The organism is Rhizobium sp. Root491 (assembly GCF_001427205.1).
Taxonomy (GTDB): domain Bacteria; phylum Pseudomonadota; class Alphaproteobacteria; order Rhizobiales; family Rhizobiaceae; genus Agrobacterium; species Agrobacterium tumefaciens.
Genome location: NZ_LMFF01000015.1, coordinates 179,691 through 196,623, shown reverse-complemented (window position 1 = coordinate 196,623; position 16,933 = coordinate 179,691). Strand labels below are relative to the sequence as shown.

The following is a 16,933-nucleotide window of genomic DNA, read 5'->3' as shown; positions in this document are numbered from 1 at the left end:
TGACATGGCGGCTGCCTTTAATAGAACGGAATACCGGCGTCACGGTTGCAAAAAAACGGGGAAGGATTGGCACTATCAGAATGAACCATTCAGGCTTTCCCGTCTGCGGACGACTAAACTATTTTCAGTGCAAGACAGGCAGAGGGTGCGAGAGATAGATTCATGGCATCCACTGATTATAATGTCGACCTGACAAATTGCGACCGCGAACCCATCCACATTCCAGGTTATATACAACCGCACGGCTGCCTGATCGCTTGCGATAACGCCATGCGCATGGTCCTGCGACATTCGGAAAACTGTCGCGAGATCTTGCGCGTCGATGGCGATATCAACGGCAGAACCGCCGAAGAAGTGCTTGGTAAAAATCTCGTCCATGACCTTCGCAACGCACTCACGGTAACTGGCAGAACCACCCGCCCTGCCATGCTGCCCAATATGGAACTGCGCGATGGTCGCAGCTTCGATATTGCGCTCCACCGCTATAAATCCACGACGATCATCGAATTCGAACCGTCGGGGAGCGAGACCCAGCCGCTTGGCACCGCACGCAAGATGGTGGACCGCATTCGCGAGGCAGACACGGTCGAAAGCCTGATTTCGAGAACAACCCGGCTGGTAAAGGCGACCTTGGGTTACGACCGGGTGATGATCTACCGTTTCGAGGATGACGGTGCAGGCAAGGTCGTGTCGGAGGCAAAGCAGCCGGAACTGGAAAGCTTTCTCGGACAATATTTTCCGGCAAGCGACATACCGCAGCAGGCCCGCACGCTCTATCTTAAAAACACACTGCGCATCATCTCCGACGCCAGCGGAATACGAGTTCCCGTATTGCCCGCCATCGATGTGTCTGGTGAACCGCTTGATCTGTCATTCGCGCATTTGCGCAGCGTTTCTCCCATCCATTGCGAATATCTTCGCAATATGGGCGTTGGTGCCTCCATGTCGATTTCGGTGATCGTCGATGGCGCCCTGTGGGGTCTTATCGCCTGCCACCATTATTCGCCACGCGTTCTGACGATGTCAGTCAGGATCGCCGCAGAAATGTTTGGAGAGTTTTTCTCCATGCATTTGCAGGTCCTTAAGCAGAAGCGCAAACTCGATACCGTCAACCACGCCCATGCCGCTCTCGACCGCTTCCTGCGGCTCGCCGCCCATCACGCGCACATCGAGGAACTGCTGATCGACAGTTTCCAGGATTTTGCCGATCTGATGCCATGCGACGGCGTCGGGCTTTGGGTGGACAACAACTGGCACGGCCACGGCGCAACGCCGCCCGCGGATGCCATTCCAAGGCTGGCGCGCTTCGTAACCTCTGTCAGTGAGGGAAGGGTCTGGGCAACCCATGCCATCTCGCAAGCCATACCGGAAGCGGAGATTTATGCAGATATCGCAGCCGGAATGCTCGCCATTCCGCTGTCGCAGGTCAAAAACGACTATCTGCTGTTTTTCCGCAGGGAGATCGTGCAGAACCTGAACTGGGCCGGCAACCCGGAAAAATCCTATGAGACCGGTCCGCTCGGCGATCGTCTCACGCCGCGCAAGAGCTTCGCGATCTGGAAGGAGACCGTGCGCCTGCAGGCGCAGCCATGGTCAGATGCGGACCGGGAAATTGCCGAAGCCGCAAGAATAGCGTTGGTCGAGGTCGCATTCCATCACAGCGAGCTGATGGCGGGCGAAAGGGAGCGCGCGGAAGTGCGCCAGCGCATGCTGAACGAGGAACTCAACCACCGCGTCAAGAACGTTCTCGCCATTATCAAATCGCTGGTCGGCAATCCCTCGCAGGAGGGTAAAACCCTGCAGGAATATGTCGGTGCGCTGAAGGGTCGTATCCAGGCACTGTCCTTTGCCCATGACCAGATCATTCGCGGTGAAGGCGGCGGGTCGTTGCGCGACCTGCTGGACGCCGAATTGTCGCCGCACCGTTCAGCCGAGGCTATTGTTGATCTCGCCGGACCACAGGTCACGCTCGATTCGCGCGCATTTTCCGTCATGGCCCTCGTACTGCATGAACTGGCGACGAATGCTGCCAAATACGGCGCGCTTGCGCAGACCGGCGGAAAACTGGATCTGCGCTGGGAAGTCGACGAAAACCGCGATTGCCTGATACATTGGCGCGAAACTCTGCCTACCAAGCTGCCCACACCATCACGCTCCGGGTTCGGCACGGCGCTCATCAGCCGCAGCATCCCCTACGATCTGGGTGGACGCAGCACCATCCGGTATTTGCCTGATGGGCTGGAGGCGGAAATTCTCCTGCCCTCCCGCCATATCTCAGCAGTCATGACAGCTTCCGAGATGAAGACGGAGGATGACACCGTACCACAACCCAGACGGTCCAACCGGGAGGAAACGTTGAAAATATTGCTCGTAGAAGACCAGATGCTGATCGCCATGGATGTGGAGAACATGCTGGAAGACAACGGCATCAAGACAATTGAAACCGCGACCTCCTCGGCAATGGCCATCGAGAAGCTGAAGAGCTACGTGCCGGATGTGGCTATCCTCGACATCAATCTCGGTTCCGACACCTCCATCGCCGTCGCACGCGAGCTTCACCGCCGCGGCATCCCCTTCCTGTTCGCCACCGGCTATGCCGATGCCAGCATGGTGCCTGACGACTTCGGCAACGTGCCTGTTATCAGGAAGCCGTACGACGAGGATGCGCTGATGGCGGGTATCGGGCTGTTGGTCGGTGATACGGAGAGGGTGTAAGCTCCCAGCCCTGCTGACCGAGATATGTCCAGACTGGACGTCATCCTTGGGCTTGTCCCAAGGATTTAAACACGTCTACGAAATCAGTCGGTTGCATATCCTCGGGACAAGCCCGAGGACGACGGAGTGGCGGACGGAAACCTTCGTCAGCAAACCGAAAGTTTAAAAAAACTAGCCTTCATTGAAATCGGGTGAAGCCCCGCTTTTTCGCCTCATCCGGTGTTAAGGCGTTCCCAATTTTGAACCGGAAGGCCGTCACGGCGTAGTTATCCAGATCGACCTCGCACTGAAAAGACACATCGTGCCAGCTATTGCCGGTGTTGAATGCGCCGCCGGAAGCATCAATCGAATTCCCCGATATCCTCCCGCCCGTATCCGAATAGGGTATCATGCCACGGGCGGCAAAACCCGCGCCCTGAATTTGCGCAAGAGCCTCCGTGCTGCAAAGCTGAACAATGCGGCGGCGGGGCGGCAGATCACCAAACATCTGGCGTCTTTGGGCCGGAGAAAGCAGCGACGAAGACAATAATTGTTTCGCGGCCGGAAGTTTCGCGGGCTTCTCCTTTGCCACCTCGGCAGGTTTTTCGGCAGCCGGTTTCTCCTGCGGCACAGGCGCCTCTTCCGGCTCAGCCTCTTGCTTGACGGGTGAAACCGCAATTTCTCCCTGTTCGGCGGACGCCTTGAGATCGCCGTTGGCGGCAGATGGCGCGGGCTTGTCCTCAGCCGTCTTTTCAGGCTGGCTTTCAGGCTCCTTGGAAGGCTCGGCCTTGTCCGCTTCCTCCGCCTTACCTGGCTTGTCCTCTGGGTCCGCCTGCGTCTCCTCCGGCCGCATGGCGATCGCCGGCAGCGTCGCCTGCAAGGGCGGCGAAGGTTTCGGCTCCTCTGCCGGCGGAGCGGGCGGCGGCGGTGGAGGCTGCGGCTTTTCTTGCTTTGCCTGCTCGGCGGCGGGAGGCTTGGCTTCCTCCGGCTTCTTTTCCTCAGGCGGCGGCACCAGATCGACGCTGATGCTTTCCGGCTCCTGCGGTTCGGCTATGCGTTCGGGCAGTTCGAAAAGAAAGATCGCGACCACAGCCAGATGCAGCAACACGGAGACGGGCACCGCCCATCCCTTCCCTCGCCATCTGCTTGCCGAAACCTGTTGCATGTTATCGAGCCAAATCGAACCTGAGCATTTCCGAAAACGCGGAACGCTTTGTTTTCACACATAAGGCTTGTCGCAGAGATCGCCAGTGCGGGAAACAAAAAACCCGGCCAGAGGTGACTGACCGGGTTCAATTTTAAAGCAGGCAAAGGCTTAGCTGTCGAGGAAGCTTCTGAGCTTTCTGGAGCGGCTCGGATGCTTCAGCTTGCGAAGTGCCTTCGCCTCGATCTGGCGAATACGTTCGCGCGTAACCGAGAACTGCTGGCCGACTTCTTCCAGCGTATGGTCGGTGTTCATGCCGATGCCGAAACGCATGCGCAGAACACGTTCTTCACGCGGCGTCAGCGAGGCGAGAACGCGGGTCGTCGTCTCGCGCAAGTTGGCCTGAATGGCGGCGTCGATAGGCAGCAGCGCGTTCTTGTCCTCGATGAAGTCGCCGAGATGCGAATCCTCTTCGTCACCCACAGGGGTTTCGAGCGAAATCGGCTCCTTGGCGATTTTCAGAACCTTGCGCACCTTTTCAAGCGGCATGGCCAGCTTTTCCGCCAGCTCTTCCGGGGTCGGCTCGCGGCCGATCTCGTGCAGCATCTGGCGCGAGGTGCGAACGATCTTGTTGATCGTCTCGATCATGTGAACCGGAATACGGATCGTGCGCGCCTGGTCGGCGATCGAACGGGTGATCGCCTGTCTGATCCACCATGTCGCATAGGTCGAGAACTTGTAACCACGGCGATATTCGAACTTGTCCACCGCCTTCATCAGGCCAATATTGCCTTCCTGAATGAGATCGAGGAACTGCAGGCCGCGGTTGGTGTATTTCTTGGCGATGGAGATCACGAGACGCAGGTTGGCCTCGACCATCTCCTTCTTGGCGATACGCGCTTCGCGCTCACCCTTCTGTACCATGGAAACGATACGGCGGAATTCGGCGATGGAAATACCGGTTTCCGTCGACAGATTCTGGATTTCCTGACGGATCTCGCGGATCGTGTTGCTTTCCTCGCGGGCGAATTCCTTCCAGCCGCGGGCGGCCAGATTGGCAATCGACTTCATCCAGTTCGGATCGAGTTCCGCACCGTGATACTGCTCGAGGAAGCTGTCGCGCTTTACGCCATAGGATTCGGCAAGGCGCAGCAGCCGGCCTTCGTTCTGCATCAGACGCTTGGAAATATCGTAAAGCTGCTCGACAAGGCTGTCGACACGGTTCTGGTTCAGCGACAGCGACTTCACAGCCGTGATCAACTGGTCCTTGAGATCCTTGTAGCGGCGCTCCTGACCGGAGGACAGGGTCCCCGTGCAGGCAAGGCGAGCCTCGACCTGCTGGTCCTGAAGCTTGCGCAGCTTCTTATAGGTGTCGGCAATGGTGTCGAGCGTTTCCATGACCTGCGGACGCAGCTCGGCTTCCATCGCGGCAAGCGAAAGGTTGGACTCGTCGTCGTCCTCTTCTTCCTCTTCCGGCGGCAGGCCATCGCCACCCACGTCAGTCACATCCTCGTCACCGGAGGGCGCACGCAGTCTGCGGGTCTTTTCCTTCTCTTCGGCGGCCTTGCGGTCCGCCTCGATCTTTTCCGGGCTCTGGAACTGCGGGGCAGCCTTGGCTTCCGGGCCGGAATAAGTGGTTTCGAGATCGATAATCTCGCGCAGCAGCGTCGTGCCTTCGTTGAGTTCGTCGCGCCAGATGATCAGCGCCTGGAACGTCAACGGGCTTTCGCAAAGGCCGGAGATCATCGTTTCGCGGCCGGCCTCGATGCGCTTGGCGATGGCGATTTCGCCTTCGCGCGACAGAAGCTCTACGGAACCCATTTCGCGCAGATACATGCGCACAGGATCGTCGGTACGGTCGGTCGGTTCTTTTTTCTTCGCGGTCGCAAGCGCGGTACCGCCGGAAGGTGCCAGTTCCCCGCCTTCGGACTCTTCGTTATCGGAATCGTCGCTTTCGGCTTCGCCCGGTGCTTCCTCGGCATCCTCGTCCTCGATAACGTTGATGCCCATATCGGACAGCATCGCCATCGTGTCTTCGATCTGCTCGGACGTCACTTCTTCGGACGGCAGGACGGAATTCAGCTCGTCCATCGTCACATAGCCGCGCTTCTTGGCGGCCTTGATCATCTTTTTGACCGCGTCATCCGAAAGATCGAGAAGCGGACCGTCCGTCGCACCGTCGCGTTCGTTTTCTGCTTCTTCGTTTTCTTTGACTTTGGTTGCCATCTATCTCGTCGCTTTCCCTGACGCTAACACCTGTTCCGCCGCATCGCCGTTCGCCTTGAGAGCATCCGGCTGATAACAGCGAATCACTGTCAGACACCTAACGGAGTGATCTTTAATTGCCGATTAACCACGGCAGCCTCAGGCAGAATGCAAAGACAGTGCACCCGAAAATGCTTGCTCATGCAATTTCTATCCGCCAAGGCTCATTCCACCTTACTATTCCTGAATTGGTGATTCCCGCTATTTCCCGCCCCGTCAAGCCTTTGAGGGCGAGACAGCCACGGAAATTCATAAAAAGGGCCGCATTTTGCGAGTTATCACCAGACTACCCCCTATTTAGGGCGCTTGCAGCAAAAGGCAACCCCACACGTCTTTCTATTCTTGGCCGCAGTCCTCAGCCATGGCCGACAGCCGGACCCTTTACCCGGCCGGACATGACGCCGAAACCATCGATGATCGCTTCCTGATTTTCCATTCGGCCGATTTCCAGCTGAACTTCGGCCAGCGCCCGCACCAGAAGCGTGCCGCGTTCGTCGTCCGTCGCCTCGCCTATTTCCCGCTCCAGCTCGCGCTTCTGCCAGAGCAGGGATTTAGTCCTCTTGTGCAGGGAAAGCGCCTGCACATATCCCTCACGCGCATCTTCCAGCGCCGCCTGTTCCGTGGCCGTCCACAGGCGCGCATTGCGCACCTGCTGGTCCATGGTTTTCAAAAGCACCTCGAAACCCTGCTGCGACAGGCGCTCGATCAGCCCTGCCCGCGAAATCTCGGCCGCACTTTCCGCAGCAAAGGTCAGCACAGTCGACCACAGGCGTTGCAGATCGCGGTTTTCGTAATCGATCGCGGCGATCTCGTCATATTCCTCAAGCAGCAGTTCGGGATGGTTGACGATGGTAATGGCGAGAACGCTTTCACGAAGTGAAGGCTTGGTCTGGTGGCCCCTAACCAGACCCGACTGGGTAAGCCGGTCGGAAATGTTACTGGCCGGCGCAGCCATGGCTCCACCCCGTCCGGAAGCGTTCCTCTGGAACCCGCGCCCATTACCCTGCTGGCCATCGCGACGGAAATTTCCACCCTGCGAACCGCCCTGCTGAAAACGCGGCTGGAAGAAGGCATTCAGCCTGTCGCGCATATCCTGCTGGTAAAAACGCCGCACCGCCTCGTCGCCGATCACGGCAACGATCTGCCGCAGCCGGCTTTCAAGCTGGGCACGCTTTTCAGGCGTATCGAAAGTCACCGAAGACGTCTCGCGGCTCCAGATCATCGCCGCGAGCGGTTTTGCCTCGGAAAGCACACGGTCAAAAGGCGCACGCCCCTCCAGCCGCACGAGATCATCAGGGTCTTTTCCGTCGGGCAAAAGCGCAAAGCTCACCGAACGATCAGGCTTGATATGCGGCAGGGCGAGATCGGCTGCGCGGTTGGCGGCACGAATGCCGGCGCCGTCGCCATCAAAGCAGAGGATCGGCTGCGGCGACATTTTCCACAGGAGCTCAAGCTGGCTTTCCGTCAGCGCCGTGCCGAGCGGGGCGACAGCATTTTCCACACCCGCCTGATAAAGCGCAATGACATCCATATAACCTTCGACGGCAATGACGGTGCCACCGGAAGCCTGCGAGGCGCGCCGCGCGCGGGCGAAATTGTAGAGAACGTTGCCCTTGTGAAAAAGCTCGGTCTCGTTGGAGTTCAGATATTTGGCCACTGCATCCGCCGCCATGGCGCGGCCGCCGAAAGCGATCACCTTTTCGCGCGACGACAGGATCGGGAACATGATGCGGTCGCGGAAGCGGTCATAGGAAACCGGCACGTTTTCATGCACCACCAGCCCGCAGGCTTCCATCTGCTCGCGCGCCACACCCTTGCTCGCCAGATGCTCCTTCAGCGCATTGCGGCTATCTGGTGCAAAACCGAGCCTGAATGTCTCGATGGTGCGCCCAGTCAGCCCGCGATCGCGCAGGTAAGCCCGCGCCCGTGCACCTAGCGCGGTCTGCAACTGATCCTGAAAGAACAGCGTCGCCATTTCCATGACGTCCTGCAACGAGGTGCGCTCGCGCTCGCGCTTCTCAGCCTGCGGATCGGGCTGCGGCATGGAGATGCCGGCCATGTCGGCGATCTGCTGAACGGCTTCGGGGAAACTCAACCCCTCGAGATCGGTGAGAAACCGGAAATGATCGCCGGAAACACCGCAACCGAAACAATGGTATCGCCCCTTGCGATCCTCGCAATGAAAACTCGGGCTTTTTTCGCCATGGAACGGGCAGCAGGCCCAATAATCGCCCCGCGGCGTATTGGTCTTCTTCTTATCCCAGGACACACGTCTGCCGATCACATCGGAGATGTTCACGCGGTCGCGTATCTCATCGAGAAAAGAATTGGAAAATCGCATGGGTTACCTGTTCGAGGCCAGTCTTTCATATAAGCGCAGAAAGGGGTCAGTACCAAACCCAAAGAACCGGAATACCCGATATTCACAGGCCATCGCACTATAACCGCATCGCCGCTGTCGCCCGCTTCGGGCAAATTTATGGCAGCGCATCATCACAAAAAATTATGTTTTTGTAATTTGAGCCAACCGTCGCCGAGGTATAAAACATATTCAAAGACAGCGCCCGGACATTCTTATAAAGCTGCTGACGCCCGCAGGCACGTCCCCCGAAAAACGCCTGCGCGTGACCGCATTTTGATCCGCCGAAATGCGCCTTCGTCGGCAGCAAAAAGGCAGGGCAGCCATGGCTGCCCTGCCTTTACTTTTTCCGAACGGGCGAAACCTACTTCAGCAAATCCTTGACGACGCCGGAGGCTTTCGCGAAGTCGATCTGGCCGGGATAGCGCTCCTTGAGCGCATTCATGCACTTGCCCATGTCACGCAGGCCGGAGGCGCCGGTTTCGCTGATGACGGCCTGGCACAATTCGCGCACCTTTTCGACCGGAATTTCTTCCGGCATGAATTCCTTGATGATGACGATTTCCTCGCGCTCCTGAGCGGCAAGCTCGGCGCGACCGGCGCCATCATAGATGCTGGCGGACTCTTCCCGCTGCTTCACCATCTTGGTCAGGATCTGCATGATCTCGTCGTCGGTGACGGGGTCCTTGCCCACGCCGCGATTGGCAATATCGCGATCCTTGATGGCCGCCTGGATGAGACGCACGGTCGATGTACGCCGGGCGTCACGAGCCTTCAGCGCGTCTTTCAGAGTATTAGCGAACGTGTCGCGCATCATTTCTTCTTCTCCTTGGGAAAGTGCATTCCGCAGCTTCTCGACACGGAAACTTTCCACCTTATTTTTCGAAACGACATAACCGAGCAAACCCGCTCTAGCAAATCAAATGCATAAGCCTTTGAATGTGCGAAGGTTTAATTCCGCGTAAATCTCGAGCCTGCGGTTGACCGTTTAAGCAGCTTTCGTTATTTTCCGGCACCTGCACGAGATTTTAACGAAGGGTCAAAACGCGAGTTTTTCGCGCGCCCCTTTATGTCACGAAGCCTGCGACAAAAAATGGCCCCTCTCCCCCTGCCTTTCAAGAGGCGGGGTGCGAAGCGGCAGAAACGGAACGAGATGACCGAGACAGCGCCCTGGACTACCCGCAAACCGACCGCAATGCTTGTTCTTGCCGATGGCACAGTGATCGAGGGAACGGGGATCGGCGCAACCGGCAAGGTACAGGCGGAAGTCTGCTTCAACACCGCACTGACCGGTTACGAAGAAATCCTGACCGATCCGTCCTATCTCGGCCAGATCGTCACCTTCACCTTCCCGCACATCGGCAATGTCGGCACCAATGAGGAAGACATCGAAGACCTGACGCCAGCCGCCCGCCGGGGCGCAGTCGGCGTCATCTTCAAGGCCGACATCACCGACCCTTCGAACTTCCGCGCCGCCAAACATCTGGATGCCTGGCTGAAAGCCCGCGGCGTCATCGGCCTTTGCGGCATCGACACGCGCGCGCTGACGGCATGGATACGCGAAAACGGTGCACCGAACGCGGTGATCGCCCATGATCCCAACGGCGTGTTCGACATCGAGGCGCTAAAGGCGGAAGCCAAGGCATGGAGCGGTCTCGTCGGCCTCGACCTCGCCATCGAAGCCACATCCGGCCAATCCTCCACCTGGACGGAAACGCCTTGGGTTTGGAACGAGGGTTACGGCACGCTGAGTGAAGCCGATGCGAAGTACCATGTCGTCTGCGTGGATTTCGGCGTCAAGCGCAACATCCTGCGCCTCTTCGCCGGTCTCGATTGCAAGGTCACGGTGGTTCCGGCCCAGACATCCGCCGAAGACATTCTGGCATTGAAGCCGGATGGCGTTTTCCTTTCCAATGGTCCGGGAGATCCGGCCGCGACAGGCGAATATGCCGTACCGGTCATTCAGAACCTCATCAACAGCGACCTGCCGATCTTCGGCATCTGCCTCGGCCACCAGATGCTTGGCCTGGCCGTCGGCGCCAAGACTGAAAAGATGCATCAGGGGCACCACGGCGCCAACCATCCGGTCAAGGATTTCACCACCGGCAAGGTGGAAATCGTGTCCATGAACCACGGTTTTGCGGTTGACGCCAAGTCGCTGCCTGATGGCGTCGAAGAAACCCACACGTCGCTGTTCGACGGCACCAATTGCGGCCTGCGCATCGTCGGCAAGCCGGTCTTCTCCGTCCAGCACCATCCGGAAGCATCGCCCGGCCCGCAGGACAGCCACTATCTCTTCCGCCGCTTCGTCAACCTGCTGCGCGAGAGACAAGGTGAGGCAGCGCTCGCCGAGCGCTGAGACATCTTCGGAAAATCAGGAAAGATATCCGGCCCGCTTTCAGCGGGCCGTTTTCATTTCACGCTTCACCAGAATGACGAAACGTATAGTCAGGAGAACGGCCGCCGTCGAAAGGCCGATCACGAAACCGAACCAGACGCCGCGTCCGCCAAAGCCGAGCGGAAAGGCCATGGTCCAAGCCAGCGCCAGCCCGATCGGCCAATAGGAAATTAGCGCCAGCATCGCCGGAATGCGCGCATCCTTCAATCCGCGCAGCAAGCCTGCTGTCACGGCCTGGATACCATCGACCAGCTGGAAGATGCCGGCGATCACCACGAGGCTGCTGGCATAGGCAAGCACTTCCGCCGCTTCCGGCAACTTCGCGTCAAGAAACCACTTCGCCAGAAATTCCGGAACAGCCGCAAACAGGATGCCGCCGCAAACGGCAATGCCGCAGGCAATCGCGTAGACCATGATGGCGGCGCGCACGAGGTTCCTGAAATCACCCTGACCGAACGCGACACCGACCCTCACGGTCGCCGCCTGCGACAGGCCGAGCGGGATCATGAAAGCGATGGAGGCAAGCTGCAGGGCGATGCCATGCGCCGCAAGCTGCACGGTGCCAATCTGTCCCATCAGGATCGAAGCGGCCGCAAACAGCGTCACTTCGGCAAGGATGGTGATGCTGATAGGCAGGCCAAGGCGCAGCACTTCGAACAGCGCATGCCAGTCCGGCCGCCAGAAGCGCACGAACAGCTCGTATTTCCTGGTTTCCTCACGCGTCTGCACATAAGCGACGATGAAGATGAAGCTGAAGGCATTGACGATGACGGCGACGACGGCCGCGCCGTTCATGCCCATCACCGGCAATCCGAAATGGCCGAAGACCAGCGCATAGGCCATCAAGCCGTTCAGCACCAACATGATGATGGTGACATACAGAATGATACCGGCACGGCCGATGGCACTGACAAGCCCGCGCAGCACGTAAAAAAGCAGCGCCGGCAAAAGGCCGAACTTGGCGATGGCGAGATAATGGCCGGTCAACGCCGCAACTTCGGGGTTTTGCCCGAGATAGACCAGAATGCGCTCGGCGTTGAAGAATATCGGCAAGGCAAGAATCCAGTAGGCGATTGCCACCCACATGCCCATGCGCAGCGAGCGGCGGGCAGCTGTCGCATCGCCCTGCCCGTAAGCCTGCGCCACCATTGGCACCACGGCCACGGAAAATCCCGAACCGAAAATGAAGACAACGAAGAAGAACTGCCCGGCCAGCACCATGGCCGCCAGCTTCTCAGCTCCGAGCTGACCGACGATGACCATATCTGTAGTGTGGATGCCAAGCTGCGCGAGCTGCGCACCGACAAGCGGAATTCCAAGCGCAAGCGTAGCCTTGAAATGCGAAAGCCACGACCCCGATCCAGAGGGAACGGTTTCTGCAACAACCGACGAAGACATTGTAATTCACCTGAATTTTGGCCATTGCCCGCGAATTGCGCAATGGCAGCAGGTGATGAATAAAATATTCCCTTCCTGCACGCAACCTTTGCGGATCAATGATCAAAATTTACGCAGAACGGCAATTTTACGTCCACTTGGGCCGAAACGGCGTGACATAAAACAAATTTAGCCGAATTTTACCATTTCACTTTACGCATTAGAATATCGCGAAGTTCTTTCAAACCATAAGCTGCATGACGCAGAATATTCCCGCCATTGAGGCATGTCTTTCCCATTATTTTCCAAGATGAGCCGAATGGGCACATCTGGTTCCAAGGACGTGTAGCTTGCCCAAAAAAACCAATCTCATGACGCGCATTCTGTTTGCGGCGTCATCGCTTGTCGTCGCCGCTTTTGCCGGCTTTTCCTTCTATATCGACAGTCTTCAGCACCAGGTGACAACGCAAGCCGTGGCGGAAAATATCGATTCGTCCGGCAAGCAGGCAGCGCAAAGCATCGCCAACTGGCTGAACGGGCGCATCATGCTGACCGAAACGGTTGCGAAGACGCTCGCCAAGCTCCCAAATGACGACGCCAAACTGCAGTTCCTCCAGAACGACGTGCTGACGGCTCAGTTCATGTCCACCTATTTCGGCAATGCCGAAAGCGGCAGTTTCACGACTTTCCCGAAATTGCCATTGCCGGAAGGCTACGACCCGCGCAAGCGCCCCTGGTATCTGGACGCCGTCAAGGCCGGCAAGCCAGTACTGACCGAGCCCTATAGCGATGCGTCGACCGGCGGCCTTATCATCACTGCCGCCATTCCCGTGTCCATCGACGGCAAGCTGGCCGGCGTGACGGGTAGCGACTTCTCGCTGGATTCGCTGGTAACGATGATCAAGTCGGTGGATGCCGGCAAGGATGGATACGCCTTCCTCGTCAGCAAGGACGGCAAGATCCTCATGCATCCCGATGCGAAATTCGTCGACAAGCCGCTGACCGATCTCTTCAAGGTTGATACACCGGCAATTTCTTCCGCGATTTCGCAAACCGAGATCGACGGCAAGGGCAAGATCACCAGCTTCATTCCCGTCGCCGGTCTGCCCTCGGTCGATTGGTATCTCGGTTTCGTTGTCGATTCCGACGTCGCCTACAGCGCGATCGGCCAATTTCGCCTCGCGGCAACCATCGCGACAATCCTTGCCGCCGCGATCATGATCGCCCTGCTGGCAACCGTTCTCAGCCGTTTCATTGTTCGCCCCGTCACGCAGATGACTGCTGCCATGGAAAGGCTTGCCGCCGGCAATCTCGATGTCGCCATTCCCGGCCAGGAGCGCAGTGACCAGATCGGCTCGATGGCTGCGGCGGTTGCCGTATTCAAATCGAACGCCACGGAACGTCTGCGTCTTGAGGGCGACGCCGAACAGAACCGCACGCTTTCCGAACAGGAGCGCAACGACCGCGAACGACTGGCGGCGAAAGACGCGGCCGACATCCAGTTCGCAGTCGATTCGCTGGCAAAGGGACTGACGCACCTTTCGAACGGCGACCTCAACTACCGGATCGAGACACCTTTCGTGACCCGCATCGACCGCTTGCGCGACGACTTCAACAACTCCGTCGCCAAGCTGAACGTTGCCTTGAGCACAGTCGGCCAGAATGCACGCGCAATCGATGCCGGTGCTGGAGAAATCCGCCAGTCTGCCGACGATCTGGCCAAGCGCACCGAGCAGCAGGCCGCCTCTGTCGAGGAGACTGCGGCCGCGCTTGAGGAAATAACCACGACGGTCAAGGATTCCGCCCGCCGTGCCGAAGAGGTAGGCCGTCTGGTAGACCGCACGCGCAACAATGCCGAGCAGTCCGGCATCATCGTCGAGGACGCTGTTCGTGCCATGGAAGGCATCGAAAAATCGTCGTCGGAGATCAGCAACATCATTGGCGTGATCGACGAAATCGCTTTCCAGACGAACCTGCTTGCGCTGAATGCCGGCGTGGAAGCCGCCCGCGCCGGTGAGGCAGGCAAGGGTTTTGCCGTCGTCGCACAGGAAGTGCGCGAGCTCGCCCAGCGCTCGGCAAATGCCGCGAAGGAGATCAAGACGCTGATCAACGCCTCAACATCACAGGTGCAATCCGGTGTCGATCTCGTCGGCAATGCCGGCAAGGCGCTGGAAACCATCGTGCGCGAAGTCCAGGAGATCAACCGCCACATCGACGCCATCGTAACGTCGTCGCGCGAACAGTCCACCGGACTTCAGGAAATCAACACCGCCATCAACACCATCGATCAGGGCACCCAGCAGAATGCCGCCATGGTCGAAGAACAGACTGCGGCAAGCCACGGCCTCGCCTCGGAAGCGGCGGCGCTCAACGAATTGCTTGCGCAGTTCCAGCTCGCCACGGCAACGCGGCGGCAGGCTGAATATGGGCGTGCTGCGTAGACCGAAAATAGCTCACTGGTGAGACAATCGCACCGTTACCCCGGATCCCGTCCGGCATGACGGAGGAGACGTTTCAGTCTTCATTATGGCCGGAGCGATCCGGCCATTTTTCTTGTCCGCCCTCAGCACGCGAAAAACCCTGTTCCCGCCACTCACACGATCAGCTAGAGCTTGGTCGATCATGATTTGCGGAGGGATCTATGCTGGATTTGATTTGGCGCGGTATTGCCATGGGGGTGGGTGGCACCGTGTTTATGGATATATGGGCGATTGTGCTGCACCGGTTTTTCGGCCAGTCCGCCCCGAACTGGGCACCGGTCGGCCGCTGGTTCTGGCATGTGCCGAAGGGCAGGATATTCCACGATTCTATCGCGACGGCCGCACCTTACGAGCATGAATTGGCGCTCGGCTGGGTCTCGCATTATGCCGTCGGCATTCTCTACGGCATCATTCTCGCCCTGATAGTGCCGGCCTCGTGGTTTTCAGAGCCTTCCTTCATTCAGCCTTGGATCGTGGGCATCGTCACGGTCGGCGCGGGCTGGTTCCTGCTGCAACCTGGCCTCGGCATCGGCTGGGCGGCATCGAAGACGCCGAACCCGAACAAGGTTCGCTTTCTCAACCTCGTCGCCCATACGATCTTCGCGCTTGGCATGTTTGCCGTGGCGCTGTTGATGCGCTGAATAAAAAGGGGGCTGAAAAGCCCCCTTGTTCATTTGATTCTCAGATATTCGCCGAGAAGGTGTCGCAGTCCTCGACGCGTCCGTTCTGGAAGCCGCGCTTGAACCATTCCATGCGCTGCGCCGACGTGCCGTGGTTGAAACTGTCAGGCACCACATATCCTTGGGTCTGCTTCTGCAGGGTGTCGTCGCCGATCTGGTGGGCAGCGTTGAGCGCTTCCTCAAGGTCACCGGTTTCCAGAATGCCCTTCTGTTCGGTGAACTTGCCCCAGATACCGGCATAACAATCGGCCTGAAGCTCCACACGCACCGACATCTTGTTGGCGTCCACCTGGCTCATGGACTGGCGGCGGCGGTTGAACTCCGGCAGGACACCGGTCAGGTTCTGGACGTGGTGGCCCACCTCATGCGCAATAACGTAAGCCTGCGCGAAATCGCCAGACGCGCCGAAACGCTTGTCCAGTTCACTGAAGAAACTGGTGTCGAGATAGACCTTGCGGTCACCAGGGCAATAAAACGGGCCGCTGGCCGCAGAGGCAGAACCGCAGGCAGACGCAACCTGCCCGGAAAACAGCACAAGGGTCGGTTTCTGATAGGTCTCGCCGGCGGACTGGAAAATGCCGCTCCACGTATCTTCCGTCTCAGCCAGCACGGTGCGCACGAAAGCCGTCGTCTCGTCGGACGATTGGCCCTGCGGCCGAGTGCCCGCCTGCTGGCCGGATTGCTGCGTGGTACCGCCCCCATCCAGTGAAATGTCTCCGCCCGAAAGCAGCGTCAGCGGATTGATGCCAAGCACCCAGCTTATCAGCAGGATCAGCAGAAGACCGCCAATGCCGATGCCGCCGCCGCGGCGCCCGATCGGCACGCGCATTCCGCCACGCGAAAAAGGATCGTTGCCGGATGGCCCCGATCCCGCCGACATGCCGCGCCGATCCTCGATATTGTCCGACTGGCGGCGCCCTCTCCACTCCATGCTTTTCTCTCCGCAAACGTCGCCTCAACAGGCAACCTTATAACGGCACTATAATACATCTTGTTCCGGAAGAAAGCGGAGGTGGGTGCATTCGTTCAGGAGGCTCGCCGCCTTTGCGTGAAGACGGTCAGAGACAGCAGGGCAAACACGAACACGCCCGCGAAAAGCACCACAAGACCCGGCTGACCGTCACCGAAAGCAACCTCGTGAATGATCCGCCCCGGAACGAAGGTGAAACCGCCTGCGATGACGATACCGCCGAGATAAACACTCTGCATGATCCTCATATGGCGCCTGATTTCGCCCCTGCGCGCAAAAAGGACCGATTGCAGACAGCCATATATGGTGAGAACCGATAAAAGATGGATCGGGCTGAAACCGTAAAACACCCTCAATTCATGAATGAAGAAGGTCGAAACGGACGTCATGACCATCAGCGTCACCCAGATCCTGCCGAGGAGCCGGTGGATGGCGGTTCCTTTGGGGCGAAGGAAAATGAAGGCACCGAGAATCGCGGCCGGAACAACGGTGGCGACATGGAATTGCACGGCAAGCGGTGCGTCTAGCAAAGGCTGGAGTGACATGGTGAAGCGTTTTGACCCGGT

Annotated in this window: 11 protein-coding genes; 4 read left to right on the top strand and 7 right to left on the bottom strand. The window is 58.5% G+C overall.

Annotated features, from left to right (window positions below):
* Positions 1-162 precede the first annotated feature (162 nt).
* Positions 163-2,715: an HWE histidine kinase domain-containing protein gene (locus tag ASD46_RS17610; RefSeq protein WP_025594090.1), complete on the top strand. Its 2,553-nt coding sequence runs from the start codon at positions 163-165 to the stop codon at positions 2,713-2,715.
* A 178-nt stretch (positions 2,716-2,893) separates the two neighbouring features.
* Here ASD46_RS17610 and ASD46_RS17605 read toward each other — a convergent pair whose 3' ends face one another.
* From ASD46_RS17605 to ASD46_RS17585, 4 genes are all read right to left on the bottom strand, one after another.
* Positions 2,894-3,814 (bottom strand): DUF930 domain-containing protein, encoded by a 921-nt coding sequence (locus ASD46_RS17605; protein WP_025594092.1) that lies wholly within the window; start codon positions 3,812-3,814, stop codon positions 2,894-2,896.
* A 195-nt stretch (positions 3,815-4,009) separates the two neighbouring features.
* Complete coding sequence (gene rpoD, locus ASD46_RS17600) at positions 4,010-6,064, bottom strand: RNA polymerase sigma factor RpoD (protein WP_003513359.1); 2,055 nt, start codon at positions 6,062-6,064, stop codon at positions 4,010-4,012.
* A 394-nt stretch (positions 6,065-6,458) separates the two neighbouring features.
* Positions 6,459-8,444 carry a DNA primase gene (dnaG, locus tag ASD46_RS17595; protein ID WP_003513370.1) on the bottom strand — a complete coding sequence of 662 codons (1,986 nt, stop codon included), beginning with the start codon at positions 8,442-8,444 and terminating at the stop codon, positions 6,459-6,461.
* Positions 8,445-8,826: 382 nt separating this feature from the next.
* On the bottom strand, positions 8,827-9,276 hold the full coding sequence (locus ASD46_RS17585; protein WP_025594095.1) for a GatB/YqeY domain-containing protein: 450 nt from the start codon (positions 9,274-9,276) through the stop codon (positions 8,827-8,829).
* 339 nt (positions 9,277-9,615) lie between these two features.
* On the opposite strand from ASD46_RS17585, the gene carA reads away from it, so the two are divergent.
* Entirely contained in the window at positions 9,616-10,821 is a 1,206-nt protein-coding gene (carA, locus tag ASD46_RS17580; RefSeq protein WP_035198637.1) for a glutamine-hydrolyzing carbamoyl-phosphate synthase small subunit, read from the top strand.
* A 39-nt stretch (positions 10,822-10,860) separates the two neighbouring features.
* Here the strand turns inward: carA and ASD46_RS17575 are convergent, their stop codons facing one another.
* Entirely contained in the window at positions 10,861-12,258 is a 1,398-nt protein-coding gene (locus ASD46_RS17575) for an MATE family efflux transporter (protein ID WP_003513377.1), read from the bottom strand.
* Between the two features lie 329 nt (positions 12,259-12,587).
* Between ASD46_RS17575 and ASD46_RS17570 the strand changes: the two genes are divergently transcribed.
* Positions 12,588-14,678 carry a methyl-accepting chemotaxis protein gene (locus tag ASD46_RS17570; protein WP_025594099.1) on the top strand — a complete coding sequence of 697 codons (2,091 nt, stop codon included), beginning with the start codon at positions 12,588-12,590 and terminating at the stop codon, positions 14,676-14,678.
* Positions 14,679-14,878: 200 nt separating this feature from the next.
* Positions 14,879-15,358: a DUF2938 domain-containing protein gene (locus tag ASD46_RS17565; protein WP_025594101.1), complete on the top strand. Its 480-nt coding sequence runs from the start codon at positions 14,879-14,881 to the stop codon at positions 15,356-15,358.
* A gap of 40 nt (positions 15,359-15,398) precedes the next feature.
* Here the strand turns inward: ASD46_RS17565 and ASD46_RS17560 are convergent, their stop codons facing one another.
* Both ASD46_RS17560 and ASD46_RS17555 read right to left on the bottom strand, forming a co-directional pair.
* Positions 15,399-16,328, bottom strand: coding sequence for a neutral zinc metallopeptidase (locus ASD46_RS17560; RefSeq protein ID WP_003513383.1), 930 nt, complete (start codon positions 16,326-16,328; stop codon positions 15,399-15,401).
* 95 nt (positions 16,329-16,423) lie between these two features.
* Positions 16,424-16,912 (bottom strand): DUF2306 domain-containing protein, encoded by a 489-nt coding sequence (locus ASD46_RS17555; RefSeq protein WP_003513390.1) that lies wholly within the window; start codon positions 16,910-16,912, stop codon positions 16,424-16,426.
* Positions 16,913-16,933 lie beyond the last annotated feature (21 nt).